Below are 17,613 nucleotides of genomic sequence, written 5' to 3'. Positions count from 1 at the left end.
AGAACTTAAGCGCCGGTAAACGGCGGTGGTAACTATAACCATCCTAAGGTAGCGAAATTCCTTGTCGGGTAAGTTCCGACCTGCACGAATGGCGTAACGACTTCCCCGCTGTCTCAACCGCGGGCCCGGCGAAATTGCACTACGAGTAAAGATGCTCGTTACGCGCAGCAGGACGGAAAGACCCCGGGACCTTTACTGCAGCTTGGCATTGGTGCTTGGGACGGCTTGTGTAGGATAGGCGGGAGACTGGGAAGCGGGCACGCTAGTGCTCGTGGAGTCACTGGTGAAATACCGCTCTGGTCGTTTTGAGTGTCTAACCTGGGCCCGTGATCCGGGTCAGGGACAGTGCCTGGCGGGTAGTTTAACTGGGGCGGTTGCCTCCTAAAAGGTAACGGAGGCGCCCAAAGGTACCCTCAGCCCGGTCGGCAACCGGGTGCCGAGTGCAAGTGCACAAGGGTGCTTGACTGTGAGACAGACATGTCGAGCAGGAGCGAAAGCTGGGACTAGTGATCCGGCGGTGGCATGTGGAAGCGCCGTCGCTCAACGGCTAAAAGGTACCCCGGGGATAACAGGCTGATCTTGCCCAAGAGTCCATATCGACGGCATGGTTTGGCACCTCGATGTCGGCTCGTCGCATCCTGGGGCTGGAGCAGGTCCCAAGGGTTAGGCTGTTCGCCTATTAAAGCGGTACGCGAGCTGGGTTTAGAACGTCGTGAGACAGTTCGGTCCCTATCCGCTGCGCGCGCAGGAGACTTGAGAAGGGCTGTCCCTAGTACGAGAGGACCGGGACGGACGAACCTCTGGTGTGCCAGTTGTCCTGCCAAGGGCACTGCTGGTTGGCTACGTTCGGAAGGGATAACCGCTGAAAGCATCTAAGCGGGAAGCCTGTTTCAAGATGAGGTCTCCCACAGGGTCAACCTGGTAAGGCCCCCGATAGACCATCGGGTTGATAGGCCGGAAGTGGAAGTGCGGCAACGCATGGAGCTGACCGGTACTAATAGGCCGAGGGCTTGACTACAACACTTAATGCATCGCGTCCACTGTGCGGTTCCCGAGATGCGGTCGGTTCATATCGACCGGGTCGGGAAACCGACTCGTACATCTCAATAGAGTTTCGGCGGCACAATGGCGAGAGGGAAACGCCCGGTCCCATTCCGAACCCGGAAGCTAAGCCTCTCAGCGCCGATGGTACTGCCCTGGAGACGGGGTGGGAGAGTAGGACGCCGCCGGACATCTTTCACGAAGGGCCACCCGATTACTCGGGTGGCCCTTCGTAGTTTCATGGTCACCACCACGCGACGATCCGAAGGAGCGCACCGTGCCGCCCGCCCGCCGACAGTCCCGCCCGTCCGGCGCCGCGGGAAGGCCGCGGCCGGCCGGCCAGGGCGGCAACGCCCGGTCAGCAGACGCCGGGCGCGGCGGGCCGAAGCGCCCGGATCGCGCCCCCGCTGCGCGCGCTCCCCGGCCACCGCGTGACGAACGCGCGGCACGGCCCCCCGAACCGCCGCTCGACGACGCCATCCAGGCCCGTGACCTCGACCGCGGGGTTCGCGCCGGGCTGCGCAGCCTCAGCGACGGCCTGGCCGACAAGATCGCTCGCCACCTGGTCGCCGCAGGCCTGGTCGTCGACGAAGACCCGGAGCTGGCCCTCGCGCATGCGAAGTACGCCCGCTCCCTCGCGCCGCGGCTGGCGGTGGCTCGGGAGGCCGTTGGAGTCGCCGCCTATCGGGCCGGCGACTTCGCGACCGCGCTGGCCGAGCTGCGGGCGGTCCGGCGTATGACGGGTGACCCGTCGTACCTGCCGGTTCTCGCAGACTGCGAGCGCGGGCTGGGTCGTCCGGAACGGGCGCTTGCCCTGCTGCGCGACCCGGACGTGCGACGACTCGGACCCGCAGAGCGCGTCGAGCTGGCGATCGTCGAATCCGGCGCCCGTCGGGACCGCGGCGAGCTCCAAGCAGCGGTCGTCGCCCTGCAGGGGCCCGCGCTTCGGCGCCAGGAGGTCGCGCCGTGGACCGCGCGTCTGTGGTACGCCTACGCTGCCGCGCTCGCCGACGCCGGCCGCCTCGACGAGGCCGAGAAATGGTTCAGCTCGGTCGTCGCGATCGACGAAGAGGGCGAGACCGACGCCGAGGAGCGTCTCGAGGAGCTGACGAAGGGCCGCTAGGTCTGCCCGTCAGCGGCCTCGAGCTGGTCCAGCCAGCGGTTGATGCCGTTGATGTTCGCCGCGGTGGAGCTCAGCGCCTCGAACTTCTCGTCGAGCTCCGGATCGGTGTAGAGCCGGCCATAACGCTGCGCGGTCCGCTCTCGCAGCATCGCCACCGCGTGGTCGAGGTCGAGCGCGTTGACCCGGGTCTCCCGTACGCCGTCCACCCAGTCCAGCAGCTCCGCCGCGGCCTCTTCCAGCGCATCCCCGACGTGCGACACCGGCCCGAAGTGGCTGAAGAGCAGGCGCTGTGGCTCCAGATCCGCGAAGTGCCGCAACGACGCCAACGCAGTGTCCAGGTCGAAGTCGGGCGGGGGCGTGGAAGGCCGGATCGCCCCGGTCTCCGGGATGAAGATGCCGGCGGCGTCTCCGACGTAGAGATCGCCGCTGAGCGAGTCGAGCAGCCCGACGTGGTGCTGCGCGTGCCCGGGGGAGTAGTAGGTCGTGAGCGTCCGGCCGCCGCCGAGGTCGATCTCGCCGATGTCACCGACCGCCCGGAGGCGTCCCGCATCGGTCGGGCGCAGCTCGCCGAAGACGGTGTCCATCAGCTCGCCGAAGACCCGCCGCGCGCTGCTCATCAGCCGCTCGGGCTCCGCGAGATGCCGGGCTCCACGCTCGTGTACCACGATCTCGGCGTTCGGGTAGCTCTCGGCGAGGTCGCCCACCCCGCCGGCGTGGTCGAGGTGGATGTGCGTCACGGCGATCGTGGCCAGATCGTTCGGGCCGATGCCGAGCGCATCGAGGGCCCGGCGTACGGCGGGCGCCGATCGGGCGGTACCGGTCTCGACGAGGCACGGCCGGTCGCTGGCGATGAGATATCCCGCCGTGATCCCCTCGTATCCGGACATGAGGGTGTCCAGGCTGTGCACCCCGTTGCCGAGGTCGACGGTCTCGACGCGTGTCTCGTCCACAGCTGGTCAGTCTGCTCCTGTCGCCCACAGGCGGCTCACCGGGCCCGGGGACTCGTCGTAGCCCGCGCCGATGGTCGCCCCTTCGTTCTAACGAAGGAGGACCGAATGGCCGTTGCCAATCCTGCCGGCGTCGCCAAGAGCAACGCGGCCCACCACAACGAGGTACGGCTCACCGGCCGGTTGTCGAGCCTGGCCGATCAGCGGACGCTGCCCAGCGGAGACGAGGTCGTCTCCTGGCGGATCGTCGTCGACCGGCCGAGCGGGTCGTCACGCGCCGGGATCGACGCCATCGACTGCGTGGCGCTCACCGCGCGGCTTCGACAGGCGGCGCTGCGATGGCTCCCGGGTGAGGTGATCGAGGTCGAGGGCGCACTTCGCCGCCGGTTCTGGCGTCGCGGTGTGGAGACGGCGAGCCGGACGGAGGTCGAGGTGACCCGGGCAAAACGCGTCGGCTGACGACTGCGGCTAGCCGGCGTCGGCGAACGCGCGGATCAGCAGGCCGGTCGCCGGTTTCGGCACGAACAGGGTCGACTTGCGGGGCATCCGATCACCGGCCGCCGCCACCGCCGCCACGTCGGCGACGGGGGTCGGGTTGAGCAGCAGCGCCGTGCCACCACTGGCCTTCGCGGCCTCGACCGCGGCCGGTACGTCGTGGTGGAACTCGACGACCTCCTCGTTGTCCTCGAGCTGCCACAGCGCACGGATCAAAAACGCGTGGGCGATCGCGACGTCCAGCGCCCGCCAGGCGTCGGACCGCTCGGGCGGCATGGCGGCCTGCAGCTTCGCCGGGTCGGGCTCGGTGAGCAGCCAGTGGCTCGCCCCGTCGGTGACCACGAACGCGGGCCCGATCTGTCCGGCCTCCGCGAGTGCCCGCTCGGCGTCAGCAAGGCTGCCGGCCACCTCGGTCGCGGTGAAGCCGCCGCCGGCGAGCTCAGCGGCCCTGGACGGTGGCAGCCCCGGGACCGCACGGTGGATGGCGTGGACCTCTGGTCCGAAGGCCGAGCCGTCGACGAGGAACGCCAGCCCGAGATCCCACGGCCCGTCGCCGTCCCCGGCGGCATGACGGTCCGCCTGGTAGCGCAGGAACGTCGCGTACCGGTGATGTCCGTCGGCGATGACCGCGCGCCGCGGGTGGAGGTCGGCGGCGATCGCGTCGAGGGCCGCCGGGTCGGTGATCGCCCACAGCCGGTGCCGCGTGCCGTCCGGGGTGGTGGTCTCGACCAATGGGGAAGTGCGATCGGCGTCGGCGACGGCCTGGCTGGCAGCGCCACCCCCGTCGTACACCAGGAAGATCATCTCGAGGTCGGCGGCCGTCGCCGCCATCAAGGCGAGGCGGTCAGCGACAGGACCGGCCATCGTGTTCTCGTGGGGGAGCACGATCTGGTCCTCTGCCGGTGTCAGGCCGAGGGCCCCGACCAGTCCCCGCTGGGTGTGTCCGTGGGCGTGCTGCTCGTAGACGTAGACCGCGGCAGTGTCATCGGCCACCAGCGTCCCGTCCGCCCGCCAGGCGTCCAGCTGCCGCCCGGCCGCGGCGTAGCGGCTGTCCGGCCCCGCATCGTCGCGTGGCAGCGTCAGGCGCACCACGTTCGCCGGGTCGCGGGCCTCGAGCTCCGACTGCTCGGCGGGACTGATCACGTCGTACGGCGGGGCGAGAACGCTCGCCAGCGTGGTGGACGAGCTGTAGCGAAGCGCCCGGAACGGGGCCAGGACGAGTCCGTCGGGACGCGGCGGCTTGGTCATGGCGGCGATGCTACGGGGCGGGCCACCCGCCGGCCGCGGCCGGGCGGACCGCTCACAGTCCGAACAGCGAGCGCAACCGGAGCATGTCGCGGACCGAGGCCGACACGTGCACCTTGCCGCGCAACCACGCGGTCACGAAGTCCTCCCGGCCCATCGCGAGGGCGATGAGGTCGTCGCTGTCCAAGCTGAGCCGCACGTCCTTCGACTCCACCTGCGTGCCGGCGGGAGCCTGGACGAGGTCATGGACGCCGTCTGCGTCGAGCCGGGCGGTGAACACGACGTCAAGGTCGCGGACGAGGCACAGGACGGTGCGTTGTGGGATGTGCTTCGCGCGCAGCTCGGGATCGACGTCCTCCACGGACTCGACCAGCCGGTCGAGCGCAGCGCGGCACTGTTTAGCCGTGGCCACCCGCAAACGCTAATCGGTCACCCGCGCGAGGGCGCAGTCGGCTACCGTCACAGCGTGTCGGAGCAGCCGCAAACCGCAGCCGCAGCTGCCGGTGCCGCCGGTGCGCCCGCCCCCGGCGAGCCGACCGGAGTCGCGGCCGTCGACGCTGCCCTGGCGCGGTTGCAGGATCTCGCTGAGGTGCCGGTAGAGGCGCACGTCGAGATCTTCGACGACGTCCAGCGACAGCTCCACGACGCTCTCGCCGAGCTGGACGACGACGGGCGGTGACCGGATGCCCGCGAAGAACCGCCTCGACGTCGAGCTGGTGCGCCGCGGGCTCGCGCGGTCCCGCCAGGACGCCGTAGACCTGGTCACCGCCGGCCGGGTGCGCGTTGCCGGGATGCCCGCCAGCAAGCCGGCGACCGCAGTGGACCCGGCGGCCTCGGTCCAGGTCTCCAGCAGCCCGACCGACGACTCCGTGTCGCGCGGCGCCCACAAGCTCGCCGGCGCGCTCGACCACTGGCCGGCGCTCGCGGTGACCGACCGGCGCTGCCTGGACGCCGGGGCGTCGACCGGCGGGTTCACCCAGGTTCTGCTGCGACGCGGTGCTCGCGAGGTGATCGCGGTCGACGTCGGCTACGGCCAGCTTGCCTGGTCCCTGGCATCGAACCCCCGGGTTCGAGTGCTCGACCGCACCAACGCGCGCAGCCTCACACCGACGGCGATCGGCGGCGCGGTCGACCTCGTCGTCGCCGACCTGTCGTTCATCTCGTTGACGGTCGTGCTCGAAGCGCTCAGCGGGTGCCTGGCGCCGGACGGTGATCTGGTGGTGATGGTGAAGCCGCAGTTCGAGGCAGGGCGGGGCGTGGTCGGCGCGGGCGGCGTTGTGCGTGACCCTGCGGTCCGCGCTGCCACCGTCGCGAAGGTCGCGGCGTACGCCGACCGCCTCGGACTCGGCATGGAGGGGGTTGTGGCGAGCCCGCTGCCCGGGCCGTCCGGCAACGTGGAGTACTTCCTGTGGCTGCGCGCCGGTGCCGCGTCGCCCGACGACGCAGCGATCACAGCAGCCGTCGCCGCCGGGCCGCAATGAGTGAGACCGCCCGCCGCTCGGTCCTCCTGGTCGTCCACAGCGGCAGGCCCGGCGCGACCGCCGCGGCACGAGAGCTGGGCGACCGGCTCGTCGCCGCGGGCATCGAGGTCCGGTTGTTCGCCCCCGAGGCAGCCGATGTCGGCTGCGCCGAAGTGACCATCGTGCCCGACGACCTCCACGCGGCCGGCGACGCCGAGCTCGTCGTGGCGTTCGGCGGCGACGGAACGCTGCTGCGTGCTGCCGAGTACGCCCGGCCGAACGGCACCGCCCTGCTCGGGGTGAACCTCGGACACGTCGGGTTTCTCGCCGAAACCGACCCGATGTCCCTCGACGCGACCGCAACGGCGATCCTCGCCGGCGACTACGACGTCGAGGATCGCCTCGCGCTCGACGTGAAGGTCTGGCGTGACGGCAGCGAGGTCATCCACGACTGGGCGCTCAACGACGTGTCGGTCGAGAAGGACAGCCGAGAGCACATGGTCAACCTGATCCTCGAGATCGACGGACGACCGCTGTCCCGCTGGGGGTGCGACGGGCTGGTCTGCGCGACGCCGACCGGCTCGACGGCCTACGCGTTCTCCGCCGGCGGGCCGGTGGTGTGGCCATCGGTGCAGGCGGTCCTGGTGGTCCCGATCAGCGCACACGCGCTGTTCGCGCGACCGCTCGTGGTCTCACCGGATTCCACCGTCGCCATCGAGCTCGCGGACTCGACGTCGACCGCCGTGTTGTTCTGCGACGGCCGGCGCAGCCGCCCGCTCCAGCCCGGCGACCGGCTCGAGATCCTGCCCAGCAAGGAACCGGTCCGGCTGGTGCGACTTCGCAGCGCGCCGTTCACCGACCGGCTCGTCGAGAAGTTCAAGCTGCCGGTCCAGGGGTGGAGCGGGCGGTGAGCGAGGTCTCGTCACCGGCCGCCGGGGCGATCGTTGGTCGAAGCGTGCTCGGACGCCGTGGCCTGCTCGCCGCCGCGGCAGGCGGCGTGGCCGTGACGGCGATTCCCACAGCGACGGCGGCCGCGGTGACGACCGGCCGGGCGCGGCCGCGCTCCGGCGTACCGGTCACGGTTCCCGATGATCACGCGCTGCACGCGCTGCGCCGGCTGGGCTACGGACCCACGCCCGCCGACCTCGCGACCGTCCGTTCCATGGGGACGTCCGCGTGGCTGGCCAAGCAGCTGGCCGGCGGCAAGGACCTGCACGAGACGCTGCTCGCGCTGCAGTTCCCGCTGCTGACGATGGCGCCGGCCCGGATGGCGCAGGCGTACGCCGCCGACAGCTACGAGGCCATCCAGGCCTACGAGTGGGCAACGCTGTCGCGGACGATCTTCTCCGAGAACCAGGTGCTGGCCCGCCTCGGCGAGGTGTGGCTCGACCACTTCAACGTGTGCTCCCTGGTCGAGAAGCAGTTCCTGCCGTGGACCAGGTTCAGCTACGACACCGAGGTGGTGCGCCCTCGTGCCGCCGGCTCGTTCGCCGAGCTGCTGGCCGCGGTGCTGACCGCGCCGGCGATGCTGACCTACCTCGACCAGTGGCTGTCCAACAAGGAGTACCCGGTCGAGAACCTCGCCCGCGAGGACCTCGAGCTGCACACCGTCGGCCTCGGGCACTTCACCGAACGCGACGTGAAGGCGTACGCGAAGCTGCTCACCGGCGCCACGATCAACCCCACGACGTGGGAGTACGAGTACAACCCGGCGTTGCACTACACCGGCCATCTCGAGATCGTCGGCTTCAAGACGGCCAACCGGTCGGCGAACGGTGAGCACCTGATCCGTGACTTCGCCGAGTACCTCGCCCACCGTCCGGCGACCGCGCGTACGGTCGCGCGTCGCCTGCTGGTGCACTACGTCAGCGACACCCCGTCCGCCTCGCTGATCGACCGGGTGGCACGCCACTACCTGCGCAACGGGACGGAGATCGGCTCGACGTTGCGCTTCATCGTCGAGCAGGACGAGTTCTTCGCCAGTCGCGGGCAGAAGGCCCGCAGGCCGGGGGACACGTTTGCGGCCGCCGTCCGCGGGATGGGCTGGACGTGGGGACAGCTGCCCGACCTGGGCGCCACGTCGGTGAAGGCCGTGCTGAGCTGGGGCGCCTACCTGAACTTCCTACGAGCGGCGGGCCACGTCCCGTCGGAGTGGGTTGCTCCCAACGGCTATCCGGACGTCGGCCACGCGTGGCTGAACTCGAACACGACGTTGCAGACCTGGCAGCTGATGGGTTGGCTGGCGAACCCGGGCGGTACGGCGCCGCCGTTCACCCGCACCCGCGGTCCGGCCGCGGCGGCGTGGCACCAGGGGATCACGGTCGACGGCATCATCGCCGCGGCGGCGGAACGGATCACCGGCCAGTCGGTACGCCGGGAGCACCGGCACGCGATCGCGGCGATCGCCGGGCTCGACCCGCACGAGCAGCCGTCCTCGGCCTGGCGCGCCGGCGGCACCCCCGCGCACGGCGCGATCGAGTTCGCGATTCTCGCCAGCGAGTACATGGAGCTGCGATGACCGCGGGCGCGGCCGGAGCACTGTCCAGGCGGGGACTGCTGACCCGTGGCTGCGCTCTCGGACTGGCGGCGATGGCGACGCCGTCGGCGCTGCCCCGTTACGCCTTCGCCGCCGACGCTTCGCCGGACGCACCTGCGGCCGGGCGCCTGGTCGTGGTGTTCCTACGCGGGGCGGTGGACGGGCTGTCCCTGGTCGTGCCGCACCATGACGCCGACTACTACCGGTTGCGGCCGACCCTCGCCGTACCGCAGCACAGCGTCCACGACCTCGACGGGCGCTTCGGGTTGCACCCGGCACTCGCCGCGTTGCTGCCGCTGTGGCGCAACCGGGAGCTCGCCGTCGTCCAGGCGACCGGGCTGGACACCACCGCCGGCTACTCGCACTTCGACGCGCAGGCCACCATGGAGGCCGGCTCGGACGACCCGGGGCTGTCCACCGGTTGGCTGGCCCGCCACCTGCTGTGCCGCCCGCAAGCGACGAACACCTTGCGCGCGGTCTCGTTCGGTACTCACGTCGCGGCCAGCCTCATCGGCTGGGACCACACCACGGCGATGTCGGGACTGGAGACGTTCCAGCTCGACACCGTCTCCGCCTCCTACGACCTGGTCATGAAGGCGCTCGACCGGCTCTACAGCGACACCGGCCGCCCGGCCACCGAAGCCGCCCACGAGACGTTCGCGGCGCTGCGACAGGTCGCCGCGGTTCGCAACCGTCCCTACGCCCCTTCTCACGGCGTCAGCTATCCGCGCTCGCTGCTCGGCGCGGCCCTCGAGGACATCGCCAAGGTCGTCAAGAACGTGCCGGCGCTGGAAGCGGTGACCGTCGATGCGTACGGCGTCGACGGCTTCAGCTGGGACACCCACGTCGGCCAGAACGCCGCGCTGCCGGCGCTGCTCACCGACCTGGGGGCGTGCCTCGCGGCGTTCACGACCGACCTGGCCGAGGAGATGGACCGTACGACCGTCGTGGTGATGAGTGAGTTCGGCCGGCGGGTCGAGGAGAACAGTGGCGGTGGCACCGACCACGGCCACGGCAACGTGATGTTCGTGCTCGGGCGCGGGATTCGTGGCGGAAGGGTGTTCACCAGGTGGCCCGGCCTGGGTGAGCGCGCGCTCGACTACGGCGACTTGGCGGTCACCACCGACTACCGCCAGGTCGTCGGTGAGGTGATCACCGCGCGGCTGCACAACCATCGCCTCGGGCGGGTCTTCCCCGACCTGCGGTTCGAACCGGTCGGGCTGACGCGCCAATAGCAGGCCCGCGGCCGCCGCGGACCTAGGCTGATCTCGTGCTCGTCGAGCTGCGGCTACGAGGCCTCGGTGCCATCGACGAGGCGGCGTTGAGCTTCGGTGAGGGTTTCACCGCCGTCACCGGTGAGACCGGCGCAGGCAAGACGATGTTGCTGACCGGCCTCGGCCTGCTGCTGGGCGGGCGCGCCGACAGCGGGCTGGTCCGCGCCGGGTACGACCGGGCCGAGGTCGAGGGGCGCTTCCGGGTGGCGCCGGACGGTCCGGTCGCCGCAGCCGTCGAGGAGGCCGGCGGTGAGCTCGACGGCGACGAGGTGGTCGTCGTACGCACGATCAACGCGGACGGCCGCTCCCGGGCGTTCGTCGGGGGACGGTCGGTGCCGGCAGGGATCCTCACGTCCCTCGCCGACGATCTCGTGACGGTGCACGGGCAGGCCGACCAGCGCGGTCTGCTGCGACCGAGCGTGCAACGGGGCGTGTTGGACAGCTTCGGCGCAGCAGCGGTCAGCAAGCCACTGGCGGAGTACCGGCGGGCGTTCGCCGCGCTCGCCACGATCCGTGCCGAGCTGGAGGCGGTCACCGCCAACCGGCGCGAGCGCACCTTGGAGGCCGACGCCCTGCGGCACGGTCTTGCCGACATCGACGCCGTCGCGCCGTCGCCCGGTGAGGACGCGACGCTCGCCGCGGAGCTCGCCCGTCTTGCGCACGCCGAAGCGTTGCGGGCAGCAGCGGCGACCGCCCGGCTCGCGCTGCACCGGGGCGAGGACGATCGCGACGGCGACGACGTCCTCAGCCTGACCGCTATCGCGCGTCGCGATCTCGAGGCTGTCGGCGGTCACGATCCCGAGCTCGACGCCATCGCGACGCGACTTGCGGAGGTCTCGTATCTGCTCGCCGACGTCGCGGCTGACGTCTCCGGCTACCTGGACCGGCTCGAGGCGGACCCGGCGCGGCTCGCGGTGGTTCAGGACCGGATGGCCAAGATCTCGGCTCTGACGAAGCGGTACGGCGCCGACGTCGAGGCCGTCCTCGACTGGGCCGAGCAGGCACGGGTGCGGCTGGCCGAGCTCGGCGACGACGACGGGCTGATCACCGAGCTCGGACGGCGCCGTGACGGGGTGCTCGCCGAGCTGACCGCCGCCGCGACGCAGCTGTCCCGGGCACGGGCGGACGCGGCCGCCCGGCTCGAGGCGGCGGTCTCCGCCGAACTCGCCGGGCTGGCGATGCCGCACTCTGCGGTGCAGGTCTCGATCGGGCGTCGCGACGACGTGCACGGCATCGTCGTCGACGGGGCAAGCGTCGCGTTCGGGCCGGCCGGCGTCGACGACGTCGAGTTCCGGCTGGTCGCCCACGACGGTGCGCCGGCACGGGCCCTCCATCGCGGCGCCTCCGGTGGGGAGCTCTCGCGGGTGATGCTCGCCCTGGAGATCGTGCTGGCCGGCGCCGACCCGGTGCCGACCTTCGTCTTCGACGAGGTGGATGCCGGGGTGGGCGGCCGGGCGGCGGTCGAGGTCGGCCGCCGGCTGGCGGCGCTCGCCGCGTCGGCCCAGGTGCTGGTCGTCACGCATCTGCCGCAGGTCGCCGCGTTCGCCGACCATCACGTCGTCGTGGCAAAGCCCGACCGGGCCGGCCCCACGTCGAGCGCGGCGGCTCCGGTCGACGGCGAGTTGCGGCTGCGCGAGCTCTCCCGGATGCTCGGTGGTCAGGAGGACTCCGAGCTGGCGCGAGGCCACGCCGAGGAGCTGCTCGGCATCGCCGCGGTGGCGAAGCAGCGGCGAAGCTGAGCGGTCGTTGCCGCGACCTCTGGCAGACTTCCCTCAGGATGAGGCTCGCGACACTTCGCCGTGCCCGCGCCGGTGAGCTGCCACCAGGCGTGGTGGGTCCGGTACGCCTCGACCGCCGTACGAAGGACCTGTCGCGGCGGATTCGTCCCGGCGACATCGCGGTGATCGACCACATCGACCTCGACCTGGTCGGTGCGGAGGCTCTGGTCGCGGGTGGGGTCGGCGCGGTCGTCAACGTCGCGCCGAGCGTGTCGGGGCGCTACCCGAACCTCGGACCCGAAGCGCTGATCGAGGCGGGGATCCCGCTCATCGACAACGTCGGGTCCGACGCGTTCTCCCGGCTCCGCGAGGGCGACGTGGTGCGCATCGAGGACGACAAGGTGCTCGATCTCGACGGGCTGATCCTCGTGCAGGGCACCCGGCAGACCGCCGAGTCCGTCGCGGCGTCGATGGTCGACGCCCGGGCCGGTTTGGCGAGCCAGCTCGAGGCGTTCGCGTCCAACACGATGGAGTACCTGCGACGTGAGCGGGACCTGCTCCTCGACGGGATCGGCGTACCGGACCTGCGCACGCAGCTGGACGGTCGCCACGTGCTCGTCGTCGTACGGGGCTACCACTACCGCGAGGACCTCATCGCGCTGCGGCACTACGTCCGTGAGTACAAGCCGGTTCTGATCGGTGTCGACGGCGGTGCGGACGCACTTCTCGAGGAGGGCCTGCGCCCCCACGTCATCGTCGGCGACATGGACTCCGTCAGCGACACGGCGCTCAAGTGCGGCGCCGAGATCGTCGTGCACGCCTACCGTGACGGCAGCGCGCCGGGCCTGGCCCGGGTCCAGGAGCTCGGTGTCGAGCCCGTGGTGTTCCCCGCGGCAGGGACCAGCGAAGACGTCGCCCTGTTGCTGGCCGATGAGGGCGGTGCGGCGCTCATCGTGGCGGTCGGCACGCACGCCACCCTGGTCGAGTTCCTCGACAAGGGTCGGGCCGGGATGGCGAGCACGTTCCTGACGCGGCTGCGGGTCGGCGGCAAGCTGATCGACGCCAAGGGGGTCAGCCGGCTCTATCGCGCCCGGATCCCGGCCTCCGCCCTCGTCCTGCTCGTCCTCGCGACAGCGGTAGCGTTCCTCGTCGCGCTGTACGTGACGCCGGGTGGGAGCCTCTACCGCGAGTACTTCGCAACCGACTGGGACCACTTCACTCGCTGGCTGCACGGACTGCTGTGATCGACTTCCGATACCACATCGTCTCGCTGGTCGCCGTGTTCCTGGCGCTGGCGCTCGGGCTGTTCCTCGGCAGCACGAGCTTGCAGAGCACGGTCACCCACAGCCTGCGCCAACAGGCAAACCGGGTGACTGCCGACAACCAGTCCCTGGAGAACCAGAAGGACACCCTCAACGCCGAGCTGTCCACGCAGCAGGCGTTCGCGTCTGCGGTCGAGCCGTTCGCGGTCAGCGGCCGGCTCGTCGACGCGGGCGTCGCGGTGGTGTCCGCACCCGGTGTCGACAGCGGCGCGCGCTCGGCGCTGATGACCACGCTCGCCTCCGCCGGCGCAACCGTGACCGCGAACGTCCAGCTTCAGTCGTCCTACCTCGATCCCGACCAGGACGACACCCTCGGGCAGCTGGCACAGCAGCTCGCGGGCACCAGGCGACTGCCTCACGCCGACGGCGCGGTTCAGGCGGCGACGGAGCTGGCACGCGCGCTGGTGGCGCGCCCGGGCCTGCGGACGCCGTCGTCACGCCAGATCGACACGATCCTGAGCACGCTCTCCGACGGCAACATGATCACGATCCAAGGCGACCCGCCGGCCCATCCCGCTGACCTGGCGGTGCTGCTCGTCCCGCTCGGGTCCGCCCCTGACGGATCAGCGGCCGCCTTGCAACAGGACAGCGACCTGATCGGCATGGCAACGGCGCTGCGCCGCGATTCCAGCGGGGTCGTCGTGGCTTCGCCGACGCTTCAGTCCGGCGCGAACAACGGGGTGCTGCCCTCGATCCGCCAGGACTCCTCGCTGTCCGCAACGGTGTCGACGGTGGACTCCGACGAGACGCCCATCGGCCGGATCGCGACCGTCCTGGCGTTGTCCCAGGCTCCTGCCGGCACCACCGGTCAGTACGGCGCGTCACAGAAGCAGCCGTTGCCCACCGTGAGCCCGTCGCCGTGATCACTCGCAAGGGGCGCGACCGGCATCCGCGCAAGCGCGCCTCCGGCGTGCTCGGCCGGCTCGCCGGACCGGTAGCCGGGCTGACCACCGCGGCGGTGTGGCGCTGGCTGCGGTCCTCGCCAGTCGCCGGTGACCCGGCGTGGCGCAGGCAGAACTTCCGGGATCGTGACGTCAGCCTGCTGCTCGGTCCCGCGGTCACCGCGGGCGCGGTGGCCGGGCTCGCCGCGGCCATGCCGCCGCCACGCCGCCGTGCGCTCCTTTCCGTCGCCGCGATCGGCCTCGTCGGTGCCTACGACGACAGGTACGGCGACAGCCACGCGCGCGGCCTCGGCGGGCACCTCGCGGCGCTACGGGACGGCCGCGTCACCACCGGCATGGTGAAGCTCGTGACGATCGGGAGCGTGGCGGCGGCGGCGTCTCACCGGCAACATCGCAAGCCCGTCGACGCGATCCTGGGCACCGTGCTGGTGGCAGGCACCGCGAACCTGGTCAACCTCTTCGACCTTCGGCCAGGCCGAGCCGCCAAGGTGACCGGCCTGGCGGCGGTCGCTCTGAGTCGAGCGGGCGATCCGTCCGCCCGTGCGATCGCCAGCGTTGCCGGCTCGACCGCTGCTGCCGCACTCGGTCCCGACGTACGCGAATCCGCGATGCTGGGGGACTGCGGCGCCGGCACGCTGGGAGCGACGTTGGGGTGGTCGCTGGCGACGCGCCCGTCCCGACTCGCCCGGATCGCCGCCGCCGGTGGCGTCGTCGCCGCCACGCTGACGAGCGAGCGGACCAGCTTCAGCGCCGTCATCGAGGCGAACCCGGTGCTGCGGGCCATCGACGGGCTGGGCCGGGTCCGGGACCGTCGTGGCCGATGAGGTCGCGCTCGAGGAGCTGACCCCGCCGCCGCGACCAGGCACCAGCATCGCCCGGGCCGCGGTCCTCATTGCGGCGGTGACCGTGCTGGCGCGGCTTGCTGGGTTCGCCCGGATCATCGTCTTCGCCCGAACGGTCGGCCCGAGCTGTCTCGGCGACACCTACTTCACCGCGAACACGGTGCCCAACATCGTCTTCGACATCGTGGCCGGTGGCGCCCTGTCCAGCCTCGTCGTCCCGGTGATCGCCGGGCCGGCGGCGGCCGGCGACCGCGAACGGGTGAGCCAGACCGCATCCGCGTTGCTCACCTGGGCGGCGACGCTGCTGGTGCCCGTGATGCTCGTCGGGCTGGTGATCACGAAGCCGCTGATGAGCGTGCTGGTGGGCGGCGGCCATCCCGGCTGTTCGGTCCACGAAGAGGTCGCGGTTGGGACCCGCATGCTGGCGGTCTTCATGCCGCAGGTCGTCCTCTACGGCATCGCGGTGGTGTTCATCGGATTGCTCCAGGCACACCGCCGCTTCCTCGGCCCGGCGCTCGGGCCGCTCGTGTCGAGCGTGGTCGTGATCGTCGCGTACGGCGTGTTCGCCGGCGTCGCCGCGCATCAGGAGACGAACCTGCTCTCGCTGACCCGCACCCACGAGCTGATCCTGTCGGTGGGCACGACCCTCGGCGTCGCCGCGTTGCTCATCCCGATGGCGTTCCCCGCCGCCCGGCTCCAGCTGCGGCTGCGCCCGAGCTACCGGTTCCCGCCAGGGGTGGCCACGACGATTCGGCGGATGGCGGTGTCCGGCGCCTTGATCCTCGGCAGCCAGGACCTGTGGACCGCGGTGGTGATCAGGTTGGCGAACGCGCGGGGCGCCGACGGCTCGGTGGTGATCTACGACTTGGCATGGACGGTGTTCACCGTGCCGTGGGCGGTCGCCGCCGTACCGTTGGCGACCAGCTCGTTTCCCGGGCTCACCGCGGCGTGGCAGGACGGCGCTCGGGCGGCGTACGCCGCAACCCTGGCCCGCACCGCCCGGGTCATGCTGGTGGTCGCCGGCGCGGCAACGGCCGTGATCGTCGCGACCGCCGAGCCGTTGGCGCGGGTCGTGGTCCTCGGCGCTCCCGGGCACGCGTCACCGGCGCTGCTGAGCCGGGGTCTGGTCGCCTTCGCCCCGGGACTGCCGGGCTACGCGCTGTTCGCGCTGTTGTCGAGGGCGCTGTACGCGCAGGGCAACGCGCGTACGCCGGCGACCGCGTCGATCGGCGGCTGGATCGTGGCGATCGTCGCCGACGTGGTGTTGTGCGTGGTGATGCCGCGGGCGTGGATCGTCGCGGCGATCGGCATCGGCACCTCCCTCGGGGTGACCGTCACCGGCGTCTGGCTGGTGATCAGCGTCGTGCGTTCCAGTGGTGCCGCGTCCCTGGCCGGGGCCCGACGGTCTCTGGTCACCGCCATCACCGGCGGCGGCGCCGCGGCAGCCGCCGGGTGGCTGATCGCCCATCAGTTCCGGCCCGCGGGAGTTGCCGCGAACCTCGCGCTCGCGGTGGTCGTCGGTGCGGTGGCGGTCGGCATCCACGGTCTTTTCGCCACCCTGCTCGACCGGCCGACCGTCAACGTCCTGCTGGTGCGCCTGAGGGTTCGCCGTGGCTGACCGGCCCCTGAAGGCCCTGCTCGTCGTGGGCGAGACCGAGGGCGGCATCGGCCGACACGTCGCGGTCCTCGCGGAGCGACTGGGCCGGTACGGCGTCGCCGCCGCGGTGTGCGGCCCGGCGTCGGCGTTGACCGCGGTCGGGGACCCGCCCGGAGTGGGCAAGGAGCTGCTTTCGACGTCGCGATCCAGGCCGGACGTCGTGCTGGCCTCGCGACGGCGGCTGCGCACGCTCGCGCGCGGTTTCGACGTGGTCCACGCGCATGGGCTGCGGGCGGGCGCGATCGCGGCGGCTCGACCGGCAACCAGCACTCTGGTCGTGACCTGGCACAACGCGCCGCTGACCGTCGGCCGGGCGCGAGGGGCCCACGCCGCGCTCGAGCGCTACGTCGCCCGCTGCGCCGACCTCACCCTCGGCGCGTCGGCCGACCTGACACAGGCGGCGATGCGTGCCGGCGCCAGAACGGCCGCGACGACGTTCGTGGTCGCGCCGCCCCTCACGCCCGCCAGGCGGTCTCGTGAGCAGGTCCGAGCGGAGCTCGGCACCGACGACCGCCGCATCGTCCTGGCGGTGGGCCGGCTGCAAGCCCAGAAGCGACTCGACGTACTCGTCACGGCCAGCAGCCGGTGGGCCGGCCGCAGCGACGCGCCGCTCGTCGTGGTGGCCGGCGACGGTCCGGACGAGGCACGGCTGCGCGCACAGATCACCGCGACCGCAGCGCCGGTCGTGCTCCTCGGCGCGCGTTCTGACGTGGCTGACCTGCTCACGGTTGCCGATGTGGTGGCGCTGCCGAGCAGCTGGGAGGCACGCTCGCTCGTCGCGCAAGAGGCACTGCGGGCCGGCGTACCGCTCGTGACCACCGCGGTCGGCGGGCTGCCCGAGCTGGTGGGTGACGCGGCGCTGTTCGTGCCCGTCGGCGACGCGGCTGCGCTCGGCGACGCGCTCGACCAGGTCCTGGCCGACCACGAGCTCGCCGGGCGGCTGGCTGCGGCCGGGCGTGCGCAGGCCGCCGGGTGGCCGTCGGTGGACGATGCGGTCGCCGAGCTTGCCGCGACCTACCGGTCACTGCGCGAATCGACCGGCTGATCGTCC

General features: G+C 71.6%; 16 protein-coding genes and 2 rRNA genes. 15 read left to right on the top strand and 3 right to left on the bottom strand.

Features of this window, described 5'->3' with window-relative positions:
• The 3 genes from VG899_00295 to VG899_00285 form a co-directional block, all read left to right on the top strand.
• A 23S ribosomal RNA gene (locus VG899_00295) occupies positions 1–1,018 on the top strand; the annotation flags it as partial.
• Positions 1,019–1,113: 95 nt separating this feature from the next.
• Positions 1,114–1,232 (top strand): 5S ribosomal RNA (gene rrf, locus VG899_00290).
• A gap of 86 nt (positions 1,233–1,318) precedes the next feature.
• Positions 1,319–2,164: a hypothetical protein gene (locus VG899_00285; protein ID HWA64795.1), complete on the top strand. Its 846-nt coding sequence runs from the start codon at positions 1,319–1,321 to the stop codon at positions 2,162–2,164.
• Here the strand turns inward: VG899_00285 and VG899_00280 are convergent.
• The gene (locus VG899_00280; GenBank protein HWA64794.1) at positions 2,161–3,114 is read right to left on the bottom strand and encodes an MBL fold metallo-hydrolase; all 954 of its coding nucleotides are present in this window, start codon (positions 3,112–3,114) and stop codon (positions 2,161–2,163) included. The genes VG899_00285 and VG899_00280 overlap by 4 nt on opposite strands.
• Before the next feature lie 105 nt (positions 3,115–3,219).
• Between VG899_00280 and VG899_00275 the strand changes: the two genes are divergently transcribed.
• Complete coding sequence (locus tag VG899_00275) at positions 3,220–3,570, top strand: single-stranded DNA-binding protein (GenBank protein HWA64793.1); 351 nt, start codon at positions 3,220–3,222, stop codon at positions 3,568–3,570.
• A gap of 9 nt (positions 3,571–3,579) precedes the next feature.
• Here the strand turns inward: VG899_00275 and VG899_00270 are convergent, their stop codons facing one another.
• Complete coding sequence (locus tag VG899_00270; GenBank protein HWA64792.1) at positions 3,580–4,854, bottom strand: DUF1015 domain-containing protein; 1,275 nt, start codon at positions 4,852–4,854, stop codon at positions 3,580–3,582.
• A gap of 52 nt (positions 4,855–4,906) precedes the next feature.
• Positions 4,907–5,263, bottom strand: a complete 357-nt coding sequence (locus tag VG899_00265; GenBank protein ID HWA64791.1) for an SCP2 sterol-binding domain-containing protein — start codon at positions 5,261–5,263, stop codon at positions 4,907–4,909.
• Positions 5,264–5,317: 54 nt separating this feature from the next.
• Between VG899_00265 and VG899_00260 the strand changes: the two genes are divergently transcribed.
• From VG899_00260 to VG899_00210, 11 genes are read left to right on the top strand one after another with little or no spacing between them, the layout of a single operon-like run.
• Positions 5,318–5,530, top strand: a complete 213-nt coding sequence (locus tag VG899_00260) for a hypothetical protein (protein ID HWA64790.1) — start codon at positions 5,318–5,320, stop codon at positions 5,528–5,530.
• 4 nt (positions 5,531–5,534) lie between these two features.
• Entirely contained in the window at positions 5,535–6,332 is a 798-nt protein-coding gene (locus tag VG899_00255) for a TlyA family RNA methyltransferase (GenBank protein ID HWA64789.1), read from the top strand.
• On the top strand, positions 6,329–7,222 hold the full coding sequence (locus tag VG899_00250) for an NAD kinase (protein ID HWA64788.1): 894 nt from the start codon (positions 6,329–6,331) through the stop codon (positions 7,220–7,222). The genes VG899_00255 and VG899_00250 overlap by 4 nt, the downstream gene beginning before the upstream one ends.
• Entirely contained in the window at positions 7,219–8,829 is a 1,611-nt protein-coding gene (locus VG899_00245; protein ID HWA64787.1) for a DUF1800 domain-containing protein, read from the top strand. The genes VG899_00250 and VG899_00245 overlap by 4 nt, the downstream gene beginning before the upstream one ends.
• Positions 8,826–10,082, top strand: a complete 1,257-nt coding sequence (locus VG899_00240; protein ID HWA64786.1) for a DUF1501 domain-containing protein — start codon at positions 8,826–8,828, stop codon at positions 10,080–10,082. Before VG899_00245 ends, VG899_00240 begins: the two co-directional genes overlap by 4 nt.
• A 35-nt stretch (positions 10,083–10,117) precedes the next feature.
• A complete protein-coding gene (gene recN, locus VG899_00235) occupies positions 10,118–11,860 on the top strand; it encodes a DNA repair protein RecN (GenBank protein ID HWA64785.1) in 1,743 nt (580 codons plus the stop codon).
• 38 nt (positions 11,861–11,898) lie between these two features.
• On the top strand, positions 11,899–13,083 hold the full coding sequence (gene steA, locus VG899_00230; protein ID HWA64784.1) for a putative cytokinetic ring protein SteA: 1,185 nt from the start codon (positions 11,899–11,901) through the stop codon (positions 13,081–13,083).
• Positions 13,080–14,024 carry a copper transporter gene (locus VG899_00225; protein HWA64783.1) on the top strand — a complete coding sequence of 315 codons (945 nt, stop codon included), beginning with the start codon at positions 13,080–13,082 and terminating at the stop codon, positions 14,022–14,024. Before steA ends, VG899_00225 begins: the two co-directional genes overlap by 4 nt.
• Positions 14,021–14,887: a hypothetical protein gene (locus VG899_00220; GenBank protein HWA64782.1), complete on the top strand. Its 867-nt coding sequence runs from the start codon at positions 14,021–14,023 to the stop codon at positions 14,885–14,887. The genes VG899_00225 and VG899_00220 overlap by 4 nt, the downstream gene beginning before the upstream one ends.
• Positions 14,877–16,523: a lipid II flippase MurJ gene (locus tag VG899_00215; GenBank protein HWA64781.1), complete on the top strand. Its 1,647-nt coding sequence runs from the start codon at positions 14,877–14,879 to the stop codon at positions 16,521–16,523. Before VG899_00220 ends, VG899_00215 begins: the two co-directional genes overlap by 11 nt.
• On the top strand, positions 16,516–17,607 hold the full coding sequence (locus tag VG899_00210) for a glycosyltransferase family 4 protein (GenBank protein HWA64780.1): 1,092 nt from the start codon (positions 16,516–16,518) through the stop codon (positions 17,605–17,607). Before VG899_00215 ends, VG899_00210 begins: the two co-directional genes overlap by 8 nt.
• The last annotated feature ends 6 nt before the right edge of the window (positions 17,608–17,613 follow it).

Source organism: Mycobacteriales bacterium (assembly GCA_035550055.1).
Classification (GTDB): domain Bacteria; phylum Actinomycetota; class Actinomycetes; order JAFAQI01; family JAFAQI01; genus DASZTV01.
The sequence above is the reverse complement of the archived record's forward strand: the minus strand, read 5'-3'. Positions and strand labels throughout refer to the sequence as shown.

Excerpts from the sequence above, each read along its gene's own strand:
- VG899_00275 (HWA64793.1), top strand. The coding sequence starts at position 3,220 with ATGGCCGTTGCCAATCCTGCCGGCGTCGCCAAGAGCAACGCGGCCCAC.
- VG899_00255 (HWA64789.1), top strand. The coding sequence starts at position 5,535 with ATGCCCGCGAAGAACCGCCTCGACGTCGAGCTGGTGCGCCGCGGGCTC.
- VG899_00270 (HWA64792.1), bottom strand. The coding sequence starts at position 4,854 with ATGACCAAGCCGCCGCGTCCCGACGGACTCGTCCTGGCCCCGTTCCGG.
- VG899_00240 (HWA64786.1), top strand. The coding sequence starts at position 8,826 with ATGACCGCGGGCGCGGCCGGAGCACTGTCCAGGCGGGGACTGCTGACC.
- VG899_00250 (HWA64788.1), top strand. The coding sequence starts at position 6,329 with ATGAGTGAGACCGCCCGCCGCTCGGTCCTCCTGGTCGTCCACAGCGGC.
- steA (HWA64784.1), top strand. The coding sequence starts at position 11,899 with ATGAGGCTCGCGACACTTCGCCGTGCCCGCGCCGGTGAGCTGCCACCA.